Consider the following 16,361-nt stretch of genomic DNA (forward strand, 5'->3'; position numbering starts at 1 on the left):
ATAAAAATGAAATGAACTGAAGGAGGATTCAAAAATGAGGAATTTAAAGAAATTTGCAGCAATTGGACTTATCTGTGCCACGATTATGGGAAATGCACTGAATGTTGCAGCAGCAGATGTATCTGTAGAAGAAGGAAATAACGCAAATGGGCAGACAACGGTTTCCCTTGTAAAGGAAAATCCTGCACCAACTTTTACGGTTGGTATTCCATCAACAGTAAATATTACTTCTGCTGATCCTGCACAGCTTACATTTACTATGAATGAGGATAGCTTGAATGCCATTCCGGATGGGAAAAAAGTCAGTGTGAGCATTGCAGATGCAGGATATGGAACTACAACAGGAAAATTCGCTCTGAGCAGCGGAACAGATGAAGCTACATATGGTGTTTATGGAAGTAAATACAGCACCAGACCGTCCGATGCTTATAAGATTGGCGATCTGTTAGTAAGTTTCTATGGAAATGAAAAAGTGACAGATGGAACTGCTTCAATTGGCAGAGTAATTAAAGCAGATAACTATGACGGAATTGCTGCCGGAACTTATGAAGGATTTATTACATTCAATATTGACGTGCGCAATCAGTAATTTTGTACTGTTGGCTTAACAACTGGCCGGTCGCAGGAGATACCCTGTGACCGGTCAGTTTTTTTCAATATCTCAAAGTATTTCTTGAGGATGGCAATGGATTCATCGTAAACGCTCAATATCATTTACTGACATTTTGAATAAGAAATCTATCGCAAAAGTGGTTCTATCGTCATTGGAAATGGAAGATTTCAAATAGTCTTCAAGCGTGATTCCGTTTATCGCCTCCTCTATTAATAGACCATAAAAGTGTGAGTGAATTAAAAGATTCTCCTTTACTGCGAATATTCTGGGGAATCCAATATCCTCTTCCAAACAAACTTGTACATATCGTGTAAAAGAACGTTTCTGATAATAAAACATGTCTGAGACACTGCCGATATCGCCCATAAAGTCATCTGCATCAGCGAGTAATGACATCTTTGGGGTGTTGACAAGAATGAACATCGATACTGGGAGGAATAGAGATGTTCTTGAAAAAATCAAAAAATTTGGCAATATATATGGGAGTGCCGGTTTCGTCATAGATGAAATAACTAGTGGACTGTCCGCGTTGATTAGGATTGGGCCTAATGCTAAAATGAGTTTTCCATAGATCCTGGGATTGTAATAGATATAGTATTTCTTAAAGCAATATGCTACAATCTATTCATAGGATTCCTCTGCAATGTGGAGGATATATATGAAGCGAAAGAAGCAACTAAAAGAGCTTACGCTCAAGGACAATTTCATGTTTGGCGCAGTGATGATGGAGGAAGAAAACTGTAAAAGATTTCTGGAACTTGCGTTAGGTTTTCCCATCGAGCGGGTGGAAGTGAGTAAAGAAAAGAGTATCGTCTATCACCCGGAATATAAAGGTGTTCGATTGGATGTCTATGCGAAAAATGAACATAACACTCGTTATAACGTGGAGATGCAGGTCGCAAAGAAAGCAGAACTAGGGAAAAGGGTACGATATTATCACGGGCAGATTGACATGGAGCTGCTGCTAAGTGGCAGCGATTATACGGAACTGCCGGAAGTGTATGTGATTTTTATCTGTGACTTCGATCCGTTTGGAAAGAAAAAGTACCGGTATACATTTACAAAACAATGTGAGGAAGAACCGGGAGCACAGCTGCAGGACGGGTGTAAAAGTATCTTCCTGAGTACCAGAGGAGAGAATGACAGGGAAGTACCAGGAGAACTTGTAAGTTTCCTGAACTTTGTGAAAGCTGACCTGAGCGAAAGCGAAACAGATTTTGAGGATGATTTTGTAGAAAAGCTTCAGAATACGATACGCAGAATCAAATCCAATCGTGAAATGGAGGAGCGTTTTATGATCTTTGAAGAGATGTTGAGGGATGAACGCGCAGAGGGAAAGGCAGAAGGAATAGCAGAAGGAAAAGCAGAAGGAATAGCAGAAGGAAAAACGGAAGCTGTTTTAGAAATGTTATTAGAACTAATGAATGATCTGGGCGAGATTCCGGATGAACTTCGAAACAGAATCACAAGTGAAAAAGATCTGGAAACGTTGAAGAAATGGCACAGATTAGCCGCAAGATCCGAATCCTTGGATGAGTTTTTGAAAAAGATGTAAAATGTAATTTCTTATAATTAATATCAATCATATCTATGACCGGATGTTGCAGGGCGCAGTGCTTTGCAGCATCTGGTGACTGTAGCACAAATCAGGCCGAATCAGGCAAAATATCAGATTAAGAAGAGCAGAGGAATCCTATAAAAATAAATCAAATTATTGTAGTAGAATAGAAGATAAATATACTATTTATTGGGATCTTAGCAGTCGATGAAGATGGAAAGAGCTTGCCAGTATTGCTGTTCGAGATCTGCGAAAGCTATAGTATTTCTTGTAAATGGTAAATAGCCGGTACCATGCCACTTGCTAGTTTTTGTGAGATAATTACTCTAAAAAATCTAAGGTTTTTTAGATAATATGAAGTGACCTCACATTTGTAGCAACGTGGGTTTACCTGTATACTAGAGTTTGATAAGAACAAAGGTAACAGGAATTACCGCATACAAAAGGAGATCACTCATATGAAAAGAATACTAAAAATTGGAATGGATGTCCATACCACAAATTACACATTATGCGCAATGGAGCCGGTGATTGGCGAGGAAGACCGCATATTTGCTACGATTAAGGTGACATCGGATTATAAAAATATTTTGATGTTTATCGAAAATCTAAAGCAAAAGCTTGGATTGAACCATGATTATGATATCCAGTGTGGATATGAGGCAGGGTGCCTTGGATATTCACTTTACAATCAGCTCACAGCCGCTGGAATAAAATGTGTAATACTTGCGCCAACAACAATGCTTACTCAACAGGGCGTAAGAATAAAAACAGATATGCGAGATGCACATATGATAGCACAGTGTTTATTGTATGGTGGATATCATGCTGTTTACATTCCGACAGAAGAAGATGATTCTGTGAAGGAATATCTTCGGATGAGAAATGATCATAAACTGGCACTGAAGAAAATCAAACAACAGATCAATGCTTTCTGTATAAGACACGGATTCTGCTATGATGGGAGAAAGTGGACACAGGCACATTTAAAATGGATAAAAGAACTGGAAATCACCAACAGACTGTATCGGGAAACACTGGATGAATATATGGCTTCATACGAGGAGCAGGAGGCGAAGATTGAGCGATTTGATAAACGAATCGAAGAAATCGCAGCTCAAATAAAATATCGTGAAAAAGTAAAGCGGTTAGAATGTTTCCTTGGAATCAAAACACATACAGCATTATCTTTGATTGTTGAAACCGGTGATTTTGAGAGATTTGCAAAAGGGAACCAATATGCAGCATATCTGGGACTTGCACCGGGAGAAAACTCAAGCTCTGACAGTATACACCGCCTGGGAATAACGAAAGCAGGGAACAGTCATCTGAGACAACTGCTGATAGAAGCATCCGGTGGAATATGCAAGGGAGCAGTTGGACATAAATCAAAAGATTTGAGGGCAAGACAAAATGGTAATACGGCAGATGTGATAGCGTATGCCGACAAGGCGAATACGAGATTGCGGAGTCGATACTATAAATTTATAAGACATGGCAAGAAAAGGAATGTGGCAGTAGCCGCAATAGCAAGAGAACTAGCATGCTTTGTATGGGGAATGATGACAGATAATATTGAAACAAAAGTAGTGTAGATGTATATCATAGTCAAACAGAAAAAGCAGCATACTGCAGCTGTTTCTGCCAAAGGTAACAAGTAAACAATCTGACAGTATTAGAAAAGAGCTGTGGTCACTGTAAGGTCTGAGTTATCTGCGGCCTCCCTATGTGCGCACATGAAACACTGTGATCCACGCTTTTAGATCGTAGAACTCAACGGCGGACCATTAGCCTGTAGGCAACCAATCCACGAATAACAGAGTGGCCAACTGCCGGGGACTGTTAAACTAGAGCTCTTTTCCAATGCTGTCAGAAAAACAAATGTGACTGGAGTGAAGAAAAATTTTTGAAATAAACAACAAGGAGAATTTTTGAAACAACAAGGAGAATTTTTGAAAAGGCTTGCAAATAGAGAAAAAATGTAATATAATATATGCGTTGTTACCGAAGACAGTAGGGGGGCAGTGCCATAAGTCCTACCGAGGAATTGCGAGAGATTATGCCCGACCTTTTGGTCGGGCTAGTTTGTTAATTTAGGAAGATGTACAATGAGTACGGTACATAAAGTAGTAAAAAATAGAATAAAAATTAATTGGAAACAATTTCTGTCGACTACTGGTTTGTGGTTTGTGGGAATAATGATTAATGCATTACCAGTAGTATATAATTGCCTTAGAACATTTTTAACAGTAAAACAACATATTGATATAGTACAATTATTTTGGACTGATCAGAGTATTCTATTTATAAATTTTAGCACAGGTTTTCTGCTTTTTTTGGAAATATATTTTATGGAACAACGTTATGAAACTTTTTCAAAAGGTATGGGCGCAATATTGATCGCGTATACGTTTGTATTGATAATTGTATATACAGTATCTTTTTTTAGCCCAAATTGGAATGAAAGAGTCGGTGTTGCAGTAAATATGAGGATTAACATAGCAACATTACTTGTGTTAATTGTTTTGGGATTAATAGTATTTGTTATTTCATCTATAGAAATTAAAAGGGAGGTGGGGACTATATGATTCAGCTTATAATAATAATGTTACCGTTATTTATTTTGGGAGGCGGTATTGTTTTTTCATTATATCATCTTAAGAAAATTGTTTTAAAAGAGCCGCAACCAATAGAAGATGTTTCCTTGCCACCTTTTACTAATGACATAGATAAAATTCGTTCAGTTTCAAAGAAATATAGTAGTAAGATACGTGGTTCTGTTCGATTGGGGCAGGGACGAATAAAGTCCGTAGATGAATTATATGAATTAGAAAAAACGATATATTTTCCATAAGATTATTTGCAGGTGTATTCATGGATGATTATATAAAAAATTTTTGGAACGATTATAGTTTTATTCATAATACGACAAAAGAATTGTATATTTTATCAGAAGAATTAGAAAGCGATTTTAGTTCTTTTATTCAACCAATTAAGGAGCAAAGAGATTCTCTTGAACATATTGTTCGAGCATATTCTCGTATGTGTAGCGTTTCTTTAGAAGATCTGAATAAAGAAGATCAGGAATACGTAAAAAGCAATTTAAGTAAAGCACTTGGGCATATCTTTCGTGCGTTTTTTGATTGTGCTGATATTTTAGGAATTATATTGAGAGAACACTTAAGTACACAATTGAGAAACTTCTCTTATAGTCAAATAGTTCAAGTATGGCCTAAATATGAAACTTATCGGAAACAATTAATACGGATGCCTAAAGAGTTTGCAAAGCTAAGAAGTTCCAAAGATGTTGCAAAGAAATCTGATGAAATTATTGCAATGGTAAAACAATATAAGAAATGCATTGATGAATTGTTTGCGATTTATGATGAATTTATGGAAGATATTTATCCGAAACTTAATGCCTAATGCTAACGAATTTAAATTACTTGATATATGCATGACAATATTTTCAATTAATACTCTGGGCATGTGAAGTGAATTCACAGCCCAGGGTTCTAATAATCTGTAACAAATCAATGCCAAATCAGGCAAAATTCAATTAATTAGTAGGCAGAGAAATCCTATGAAAATCAAACAAATCATGGAAGCAATTACAATCGAGCCGGGAGCGACCATTTTAGAAAGGTAAATGGTTTCGCTGTCATCTTCTAATATTAGTTGAAACTGGAAGTTGCATGTATTGTCGGAAGGGTTTGCCAGAGTAATATTTGCCTGATCACTTCCCGCTTCCAGTGATATTTCGTCAAAGCTGGGGATTATAATGTAGTTTGTTTCACCGGTGGCCTCTTCGGATGAATTTTCCCAGTTTACCGAACGAGAATCATAGGCGAGGGGTGTGGCTTTATTAAGAAGGTACTGATTATTTGTTTAGTGTATTTTCTTTCATATAGAAAACTCCTTTTTTATCGTAATAAGATTACGATATGAAAGACGTTAAATTCTGTTCAGGAAAATGTTAAATCTATGAAAAGAAAAATAAGAATTATTACTAAAAATATTGATATTATGCGGAACATAGATTAAAATTATATGTACTTAGGAATAGATGATTGAAATAAATTAAAGATATTTAAGAAAGGCAAATGGACTCGCGGAGGATATGCATATGGACAATCGTAACGACGATATTTTATCGTATGCTGCTGAATATCTATTATGGCAGCAAAAGCGTGCTCGTCGGGATAAGATAATAAAGGTTTTGATTGTGCTTGCCGTACTTGGCGTTTTATGTGTATGTGCTTATTTATATTCGAATGATTGGTATGTAATGTCAAGAAAGAATTCTGATGTGGAAAAAGAGTTCAGAGAGGAATGGAAAAATGAGGCAGAGCACGTGGATCTGACAGGTGACTGGTCAGAGGATGTGCTGGCGATTGCTGAGAGTCAGGTGGGATATACTGAGAGCAATGATGAAGACTGGAGTGCTGTATTTGTATCATTTTGTTTAAGTTATGCAAAGGTAAAAAGTTTTCCTCTTGAGACAGAGTGCGATCAGTGGGTCCAAAAGCTCCGGAAGAGAAAAGATGGGATTTATCGTGATGCCAGTAAATACACACCAACATCTGGTGATCTGATTTTTTTGGATATGAATGATCCAGCAAGCCGAGAAATTGCTGATCATGTCGGAATAGTTGCTGAAGTGATACCTGCTACGGATGTTTCTTGTGCGAAGATAAAGACCGTTGAAGGGGATACGGATGATAGTGTGAACTATGTAATTTATGATCTGACGGATATAAGGATTATAGGGTACGGGAAGATTCCAGATGCTCGATGAGATTGAATGGGGATAAAATGAAACATAAACGAGAATTGCAGATACCGGAAATTGAACAATTGGAAGCGGAATTAAAGCGTGAAAGGTATAGGCATCGCTATGCTGGTGTGCTTCGTAGTACGATTTATACACTGGTAGTTGTTGCGGCGATTGCTGTTTTGGTTGCAACACTGTGGACTCCTGTGCTGCAAATATATGGAACATCTATGACGCCGACTCTGGAAGAGGGAGATATAGTTGTATCAGTTAAGTCATCTGATATGAAAACGGGTGATATTATTGCCTTTTATTTTAATAATAAAATTCTTGTAAAAAGGGTAATTGCCGGTCCGGGTGATTGGGTAGATATTGATGAAGAAGGAAATGTATTCGTTAATAATGAGATGCTAGACGAGCCTTATTTGAACGAAAAGGCATTAGGGGACTGTAATATTGAATTACCATACCAAGTTCCGGATGAGCGTTATTTTGTAATGGGTGACCATAGAAATGTATCTGTTGATTCAAGAAATAATATGGTCGGATGTGTTTCCGAAGAACAGATTGTTGGTACAATTGTTTTTAGAGTCTGGCCATTAATGAGATTTACGAAAATTTGAGAATAAATGGGAAGGAGGAAGTGTTTTGTTTGAAAGAGTGCGAAAGCAGGCTGAAAAATACATAAAGAAAAATAAAAGAAAAAAATTATGGTATAAAGTTGTTACTTGTATGGCAGCAGTTGTGATTTTTATTACTACTTATATGTTGATCTTGCCGGCAATTACGATGGAAAAGACTACGAATTGCGGTCTGGAGATACATCAACATTCAAAAGAATGCTATGATAACGAACAAAATCTTATCTGTGGTTATGCAGATTTTGTAGTGCATACACATGACGAGAACTGTTATGATCAGTCTGGAAAATTGCTCTGTGATCTTCCGGAGGTGGAAGAACATGAACATCAAGCTTCCTGCTACCAGGAGGAGAAAAAACTTGTCTGCGGACAGGAGGAGTCAGAAGGTCATGTTCATGAGGATGACTGCTATATCAGCAAGAAAGCAGATTTGATCTGCACACAGGAAGAGCACACTCACAGTGAAGACTGCTATGCTGAAGAGGGTAATTTAATATGTGAAAGAGTGGAGCACGAACACACAGATGATTGTTACCAATGGGATAAGGTGTTGAGTTGTGAGAAAGAAGAAAGTGTCGGACACACCCATACGGCGGAGTGTTATAAAACAGAAAAAACTTTGATTTGTGGAAAAGAGGAAGTAATCCTTCATACCCATACAGATAAATGTATGGAGGGGGGGAAGGTAGCCTGTGGAAAAACAGAGGTTTTGGAGCATCAGCATACAGAGGAGTGTTATGCGGAAAGATCAGATACAGAGAAAGATACTGATAAAGCGAAAGATGATGTAGAGAAGGATACAGCACAGGATGCTTCTGAGGAAGAAGAGTCAGAAGAGAATGAGCTAGTGACGGCAGAAGCGTATGGAGTGGATGCGCTCTCGGAAGATGAAGCAGACGGATTGGATAATGCGGAAGAAGTAACAGGGGCAATAGATGTGTCGCCTTATATCACAGACGCCGAGTTAAAGTATAGAAAGAGAGGTACATCCGACTGGCTCACAATAAAAGACGCTACTATCCCAGGTGATGCAGATCTTAGGCTGGATGTAACTTATAAGGATGTTCCACTTGATACTCTTCTGAGTAATGGTGGCAAGCTGACTTATACGCTTCCTTCAATTTTAAGAGATCCTGTAGCAAATGGTGAAGTGACAAGTGGTGGTAAAACAGTCGGAACGATTACGGTTGAGAATAATATTTTGACTATAACGTTTGATGAAACCTGGCTTCGTGAGTTGCAAAATGATGGAAATACGACTCTGGATGGAACATTTTATGTGGAAAGCCAGATTAATCTTTCGGAGGTTGGCGAAGAAGGAAAAACAGAAATTATAGTTGGCGATGTAACAATTGAAGCTAATTTTGAATCAGAGATTATTTCTAAATATGGAAATGTAGATGTGGTCAAGTCTGTAGAGCCGGAAATCATCAAAACTGAGGACGGAGACTATCTGGAGTATACGCTAACTGTAACTGCTGGTATTGATGGTTGCCCGGATGTAAAAGTGGTGGATACTTTTTCGGCAAATGGAAACTATGTTTCTTATGTTGGTTTGAGTACTACGGAAACTGCACTTGACAGTACCGGAAGTCCCAGTGAAACCATTGCTGATGGTATGGCTCATGGTTCAATTTATAAAGACACTACTTCTGTAGAAGAACCGGGTTCGTTGGTATGGGTAATTGGAAATATGGCGGCTAACGAAGTGCGGACGTTGACTTACCGAGTGAAATTAGAGGAAGGCTATACTTATATTCAAAACAGTACGAATAAAGTTATTTCTAATGAAGCGGACGTTTATTCAAAAGATAATCCAAGGGATACGGATACAGCTAATTTTGAACCGAAAGCGACTCTTAATATGAAGAAAAATGCTTCTGAAGCTATTCGGAATGAGGAAGATGGAAGTTATACTATTACTTATACAGTTTGGATAGAGGCTGCATCTACGAATAAATTTGTTTTGGAAAATGTTCGGATTGAAGACAGCCTGAATAATACTGCCCATGCCACATTTGCAGATAGTCTTCAGTATATCAGCTATGTAGATGACTCTTTTAAACTTTTCAGTAATAAAACAGCTACAGGAGAAGAACTTCAGTTTGAGAAGAGTGAAGAAATCCCCAATAATCCGGCATTGAATTCTGATAAAAAAGGTTTTGTCGCCTATGTTGGGGATATGGAACCAGGTTCTGTACGTTGTATCCAGTATCAGGTTCGAGTTGGATTGGAAGCAATCGGAAAGTCCGGCGGGGAGAAGTTAAGCGTAAAAAACCGTGCATTAGTATATTCGGATAATGCTAAAAATGGAAAAAATGAATGGCTGCAGGCTTATAATAATACAAAGACAATTCAGTATGACCATTGGGCAAAAAAGCTGGTGGGTGATCCTTTAGAAACGGATGAAAATATAGCGATTAGTGGTAATGTTTATGACGCTACCGGAGATACTCCTGTGAAAGAAAGTTCTCCACCAGATAGCTTTGCTGCACCAGCCGGAAGTTATTGTTACACGGTTACGGTTAATGAACTGGGGGACTGGGATGTGACATCAGCTTCTATGAAAGATACATTGGGTAATCAATATATGCAGTTTGTTGGCTATGTCAAAGTGGAAGCTTACGATCCGGATGATAATGATGCAGTGAAAGAAACGATTTGGGTTAAGGTAGATGGAACTCAGACATTTAATTTTACGCTACAACAGTTAGGAATATCGAATAATACATATGCCTACCGTCTGACTTATTATGCGAAACCTGTACAGATAGAAGGAGTCAGTCAGGTCGTTGTAGCGAATACCTTTCAACTGAGTGGTGATATTATTATAGGGGATAATGTTATATTCATTCTTACAGGCATTGAAGCATCGGCTGAAGTTACAGTAGAAGGTGGCAACAGTTTTGAGGCACATAAGTCTGCCTGGTATTATGAAGGGGCAAAAACTTCGGAGGGAAGTTGGTCAAACGGTGCTTTATATTGGGCTATTAAAGTGGACGGAACAGATTTTAAGGCCGGAACCTATCTACAGGATTATACGACCAATCAAAGTGCTATGCTTTTTCGAAGCGATTCATTAGTTGGCATTTTTACTGGTTCATTCCCGGATGGTACAGATCTTACTGATTGCAGTGATGTGGCGGAAGCATTGAAAATAGGAACTCTGACAGCGCTTGATAATTCTTATTATACAGCGACATTGTCTAATTCAAGAAATCTGAACGGGGAAGATGCTTTCAGTGAATTGACAATTCAGATGAACCAGACAGTTACATTGGGAGAAACGACTTCTATGTATATTATAGTTAAACTTGCGCCGGCATTTATTCCAAATAATCGTGGTAGTTGGACTTATAATAATTATTTAAAGAGTAGTGACAATGGTACTGATTGGCAGGATCGGGGGAATGCAAGTAAGATTCTTTATGGTGGTTCAAATATTCTGAAGGAGCTGGGTACAACTTTCACTTATGATGGAAAAAATATTGTTACGAAGACCAGCGACCATGGGGGAACAGTTTTCAAAGAATGTCTGCCTGAGCCGGGGTATTATGTTTCATGGGCCGTCAAAGTCAATTTTGGCGGAGATCTCTCTGGACGTTATCGCATTGTGGATCAGATACCGGATGGCATGGAGATTGCCTATGCTCGTATTAAATGGCGTGGCTCTGAAGCGCGAGGAACTCCTGGAGCACAGATGATACAGATTACAGATCTTGGGCCTGAATGGACTGAGCATACTATGCATAAAGCACTTGATGGTGAAAATGCATTAGATAGTTATTATTATACTAATGGTAATCAGGTGTGTTGGGAGGTCGCCTATCTGATCGCCGGTGGGGAAGAGGATATTTATTCTGTTGATTTTCAAGTGGTCTGTAGGGTAACTGATCCGGAGGTGTTACTTGGCGGCGAGAGCAAAGATTTTAATAACAAGGCAATTTTGTATACGGAAGGCGGAAATGAACTGGATTCAGATGTGAACGGTGTGGCGATATCTACTTCAACTATGGAAAAAGAGGCAACAGAGGGTGAAAGTATTATTCCATTTACCATTAAAGTGAATCCTTTAGGTGAAGATTTGTTGGAAGGAACAGATACACTTACAGTTGTAGATACTTTATCTGATACTCTGAAATTGGATCCGACTTCTATTGCAGTAGTTAATACGAAGACGCAGGAAACAGTAGAGTTTACTGCATCGCAAGAAGGACAAATATTGAAAATCACTGTGCCGGATAATCAGCCATTGACCATCAGTTATAAGGCAAAAGTGCAAGCGGCACCAAATACAACAGTAGCAATTAAAAATGATGCTTACTGGGAAGGTTATGCGACAACTGGCGGAAGTAGCGTGGAAATTAAGGACTACTCTTATTCTGTAGGCGGTACCGCAGGAGGTACTGGGACACCATTTGTTGAGATTGTAAAATATGATCAGAATGACCTAACCAGTGTTTTGGCTGGGGCGACATTTACGATGCAAGAAGGAACGATGGAAAATGGTATATTTACCCCATCGACAGATGACTCCCGTATCTGGACAGGCACTACAGATGATTCTGGTAAACTTAAATTCGGAAAAGAGCCATTGATGCAATACAACACCGTTTATCAAATTACTGAAATTACGGCGCCGGATGGTTATGTCCTGGATAGTACACCGAGATACTTCATAGTGGCCAAAGCGGATGAAGATGGCACATATCCGGATTATCCTGATGGTGTGGATATCCATTACGACAGTAGTACTTATACTTGCGAAATCGCGAATCATAAAGGTGAAGCCTATGTAGAAAAGAAGTTTGAAGATGCGAATGATGGATCAGTGAATAAAATAAATGGTACTTATCGTTTTGGAATATACGATAATGAAGCGGCTAATGGAGATCCACTTCAGGTAGGGACAATCACGTATGAGAACAATAGTGTGACGCCTGAAGATGGCAAGGCAAAATTTACAAATCTGGAGTTGGGAAAGACTTATTACATATATGAGTTGGATGATACGGATCAGCCGATAAAAAATAATATGTTAGCTACGGTAGATAAAAAGACTTTTGATGTTATTTATACAAATGGTCCTGAAATAACGATTTCGAATGATGGAGAATCCCCTGTTACTGTAACCGTAACTAACAAAGTGCATTACACATCACTCCCCGATACAGGTGGAGATGGTACTCTTCCGTTTACAATGGGAGGTTTGCTTATTATTGCAGCCGGCCTTTTGTATGGATTCAGTATGAGGTGCAAAAAAGGAAGGAGGTCAGAAGGTTAAGCCTCCTTTTGCGGCAAATGATTGTGCCCGCATTGAATTCGGATAGAAATAATATTGCTTAAAAGCAAAATATAAAATGAAAGGAAAAGAGAGACATGAAAAAAGCAAAAAAATTACTTGGATTATTGCTTACAATGGTGATGATGATGTCCGTAGCAATTACTGCAATGGCAGAAGATGAAACATATTCCATTACAATTAATAATTCTGCAGAAGGACATACCTACGAGGCATATCAGATCTTTACTGGTGATCTGAGCACCAATGAAGATGGTGGTAAAGTTCTTAGTAATATTGTATGGGGCTCTGGTGTGTCAGAAGCAGGTCAGACAGCTTTAGGAGACGCTGCTGCTAAAGCCGAAACATTAAAAACAGAAGCCGATGCGAAGGCATTCGCAAAGGAAGTTGCACCTTATTTAACAACTGCAGCAGGCTCTGCAAGTACAGTAACAGATGGTAAATATGTAATCTCTGTCCTGACACCAGGTTACTATCTGGTAAAGGATCAGGAGGGATCTTTAACAGGTGATAATGACGCTTACACAGAGTATATCGTTCGGGTTGTAGGAAATGTTGAGGCAAATCCAAAGTCTGATGTTCCGGAAGTTGAGAAAAAAGTAAAGGATATCAATGATTCTACTGATGATGATATGACTGACTGGCAGGATTCCGCTGACTATGACATCGGCGATTCCATTCCATTCCAGTTAAAAGCTACCTTAGCTGACAATGTTTCTTCTTACACAACATATAAGGTTGTATTCCATGATACACTGTCCAAGGGTCTGACTTATAACAATGATGCAAAGGTTTATATCGATGGCGCAGAAACAGAGGGTTTTACTGTTACTTCTACAGTCAATGCTGACGGAACAACTACATTGACTGTTTCCAGTGATGATGTAAAATCACTTGACGCCGGAAACAACTCTGTGATCACAGTAGAATATACAGCTACTTTGAATGAGAATGCAGTACTTGGTTCTGCCGGTAACCCGAATGAGGTTTATCTGGAGTACTCCAACAACCCAAATAAGTCTGAAGCAGGTAACAATGAGACTGGTAATACTCCGGCTGACAAAGTTATTGTATTTACATATAAGACAATTATTAATAAGGTTGACGGTGAAGATAAGCCTCTGACAGGTGCAGAATTTACTCTGGAGAAGTATAATAAAGAGACAGATGAATGGAAAGCTATCGCAGTAGTTAAGAATGACGAAGGAACGACTTTCACATTCTCAGGTCTTGATGATGGAAACTATCGTCTGACTGAGACAAAAACACCTGCTGGATATAACACCATTGAACCAATCGAGTTTACAATTACTGCAGAGCATGATGTTCTGTCTGATAATCCTGCTCTTACATCCCTGAGGGGAAATGAAACGACTGGTGAGATTACATTTACATCTAGCACTACAGAAGGTTCTCTGTCCGCTGATGTTGTAAACAAAGCTGGTTCTACATTACCGGAGACTGGCGGAATGGGAACGACAATCTTTTACATTCTTGGTGGATTACTTGTACTGTTTGCAGTAGTTTTATTGGTTTCGAAAAAACGCATGAGCTGTGAGAAATAAAAGATATAAATGACATGTTGTAACAGAGATTCTTGTCATAATAAAGAATTGGTGGCGGGGCACATTTGTGTGCCTGCGCCGCAGTCTGATACAACAGTAAGGAGAGTTCTATGGGATGGATAAAAAAGAATAAGTCAACGATTATATTAGTTTTTATTCTGTTTGTAGGCATCTCCTTACTGCTGTATCCTACGCTTAGCGATTACTGGAATTCTTTTCATCAGTCAAGAGCAATTGCAAGCTATGTGGAAGCAGTTTCAGATTTGACGAAAGAGGATTATGCCAGAATCCGTCAGGAAGCGGAGGAATATAATAATAGGCTTTTGGAGAAAACAGACCGTTGGACATTATCAGAGGAAGACAAAGAGGAATATGAAACTCTCTTAAATGTAGGTGGAACCGGAATCATGGGGTATATTGAGATCCCTAAGATTAAGACACAGCTGCCAATTTACCACGGAATTGATGAAGCCGTGCTTCAGATTGCTATTGGGCATCTGGAAGGGTCGTCTCTTCCGGTAGGAGGGGAGAGTACACATTGTGTAGTATCCGGACATCGGGGACTGCCGTCAGCGAGGTTATTTACTGATTTAGACCAATTGGTAGAAGGAGATATCTTTTTTTTGCAAGTGTTGGATGAGACGCTTGCTTATGAAGTGGATAAAATTTTAATTGTAGAGCCAGATGAGATGTCGGCATTGGAGATTGAGGAAGGAAAGGATTATTGTACTCTGGTAACCTGTACTCCTTATGGGGTAAACAGCCACCGACTTCTGGTAAGAGGACACAGGACAACTTATACTGGTGATTCGGTGAAAGTTACTGCTGATGCGATGCAGATTGAACCTTTATTAGTTGCACCTGTAGTAGCAGTCCCGATTTTACTGCTGCTGTTAGTATGGCTATTGATATACTATCGAAAACGTTGAAAGAGAAAGAAGGAGGAGATAAAGAGTGGGAAGTAAAAAAAGACTATTTCAAAAATTCCAGATAATTATCACTCTGCTTATATGCATCATGATTTTTCCGCTGCAGGTTCATGCAGATTCTAATGGATATAAAACGGAGACAGGAAGCCTGACACTCCATTCAAAATCAGAGGGAAAGATATTTTCGTTATATAAGGTGGCAGATTTTTCTGAGACGGGTAAATTCGATAATATAGCGGATTGGGTGCCAGAAGACGTTACAGATTTTGAAAGCCTGGATAGTGAGGGATGGAGAGTATTAGCAAAAGAACTGGCTGAATGTGTAAATAGTGACAAAGATATTCTGCCCGTATATCAGGATATGACAGATAAGAACGGTCAGATTCTTTGGTCAGGATTACAAAAAGGTTTATATCTGGTGATAGGTGAGAGAATAGAAGATGAAGAATATATTTACACTTCAAGCCCGTCGCTTGTAACGATTCCGAATCGTACTGAAGAAGGGGTGTGGTATAATACTCCGGAGATCACAGTGAAAGAATCATCTGTAGATAAATATGAAAAAAATGATATTACGATAGTTAAAATCTGGAAAGACGCAGGAGTGGAAGATTCACGGCCAAAAGAGATTACTGTGCAGCTTTTGAAAGATGGTAAACCGTATGGCGAATCGGTAAAGCTGAATAAAGATAATAACTGGCAGTATGAATGGAAGGAGCTTTCTGCCAGATATGAATGGACGGTCAAAGAGAAGGATGTTCCAAAGGGCTATACAGCGGCAGTTCATCAGGATGGACAAAAGTGGATCATTACGAATACGGCTGATAAGTCAACAGTAAAGAGTACAAATACATCTGGCTCAAAGCTTCCGCAGACTGGGCAGCTCTGGTGGCCGGTACCGTTTCTTGCCCTGGTCGGAATAGTACTATATTTGGTGGGATGGATTTTCAGCAAAAAAGATAAAAAAGAGGATAAGTAA

General features: G+C 38.9%; 12 protein-coding genes and 1 other annotated feature. All 12 genes read left to right on the top strand.

The genetic code is table 11. The annotated features are described in order from the left end of the window. Nucleotides 1-34 precede the first annotated feature (34 nt). The 12 genes from ABE613_RS02600 (at nt 35) to ABE613_RS02655 (ending at nt 16,361) form a co-directional block, all read left to right on the top strand. A complete protein-coding gene (locus tag ABE613_RS02600; protein ID WP_235234206.1) occupies nt 35-589 on the top strand; it encodes a hypothetical protein in 555 nt (184 codons plus the stop codon). A 682-nt stretch (nt 590-1,271) separates the two neighbouring features. Next, nucleotides 1,272-2,168: an Rpn family recombination-promoting nuclease/putative transposase gene (locus ABE613_RS02605; protein ID WP_235234214.1), complete on the top strand. Its 897-nt coding sequence runs from the start codon at nt 1,272-1,274 to the stop codon at nt 2,166-2,168. A gap of 461 nt (nt 2,169-2,629) precedes the next feature. Then, the gene (locus ABE613_RS02610) at nt 2,630-3,766 is read left to right on the top strand and encodes an IS110 family RNA-guided transposase (protein WP_235234216.1); all 1,137 of its coding nucleotides are present in this window, start codon (nt 2,630-2,632) and stop codon (nt 3,764-3,766) included. 391 nt (nt 3,767-4,157) lie between these two features. After that, nucleotides 4,158-4,267: a sequence feature (ribosomal protein L10 leader region), on the top strand. Nucleotides 4,268-4,279: 12 nt separating this feature from the next. After that, the gene (locus ABE613_RS02615) at nt 4,280-4,759 is read left to right on the top strand and encodes a hypothetical protein (RefSeq protein ID WP_347375587.1); all 480 of its coding nucleotides are present in this window, start codon (nt 4,280-4,282) and stop codon (nt 4,757-4,759) included. Next, a complete protein-coding gene (locus ABE613_RS02620) occupies nt 4,756-5,025 on the top strand; it encodes a hypothetical protein (RefSeq protein WP_235234044.1) in 270 nt (89 codons plus the stop codon). Before ABE613_RS02615 ends, ABE613_RS02620 begins: the two co-directional genes overlap by 4 nt. A 20-nt stretch (nt 5,026-5,045) precedes the next feature. Beyond that, a complete protein-coding gene (locus ABE613_RS02625) occupies nt 5,046-5,597 on the top strand; it encodes a hypothetical protein (RefSeq protein ID WP_235234043.1) in 552 nt (183 codons plus the stop codon). A gap of 700 nt (nt 5,598-6,297) precedes the next feature. After that, entirely contained in the window at nt 6,298-6,969 is a 672-nt protein-coding gene (locus tag ABE613_RS02630) for a hypothetical protein (RefSeq protein WP_347375588.1), read from the top strand. A 17-nt stretch (nt 6,970-6,986) separates the two neighbouring features. Continuing rightward, complete coding sequence (lepB, locus tag ABE613_RS02635) at nt 6,987-7,568, top strand: signal peptidase I (RefSeq protein ID WP_235234039.1); 582 nt, start codon at nt 6,987-6,989, stop codon at nt 7,566-7,568. Between the two features lie 25 nt (nt 7,569-7,593). Continuing rightward, nucleotides 7,594-12,870 (top strand): SpaA isopeptide-forming pilin-related protein, encoded by a 5,277-nt coding sequence (locus ABE613_RS02640; RefSeq protein ID WP_347375589.1) that lies wholly within the window; start codon nt 7,594-7,596, stop codon nt 12,868-12,870. A 95-nt stretch (nt 12,871-12,965) separates the two neighbouring features. Beyond that, nucleotides 12,966-14,453 (top strand): isopeptide-forming domain-containing fimbrial protein, encoded by a 1,488-nt coding sequence (locus ABE613_RS02645; protein WP_347375590.1) that lies wholly within the window; start codon nt 12,966-12,968, stop codon nt 14,451-14,453. Between the two features lie 110 nt (nt 14,454-14,563). Continuing rightward, entirely contained in the window at nt 14,564-15,382 is an 819-nt protein-coding gene (locus ABE613_RS02650) for a class C sortase (protein WP_347375591.1), read from the top strand. A gap of 25 nt (nt 15,383-15,407) precedes the next feature. Further along, nucleotides 15,408-16,361, top strand: coding sequence for a Cna B-type domain-containing protein (locus tag ABE613_RS02655; RefSeq protein WP_347375592.1), 954 nt, complete (start codon nt 15,408-15,410; stop codon nt 16,359-16,361).

This window comes from Dorea chungnamensis (genome assembly GCF_039832125.1).
Classification (GTDB): Bacteria; Bacillota; Clostridia; order Lachnospirales; family Lachnospiraceae; genus JAFBIX01.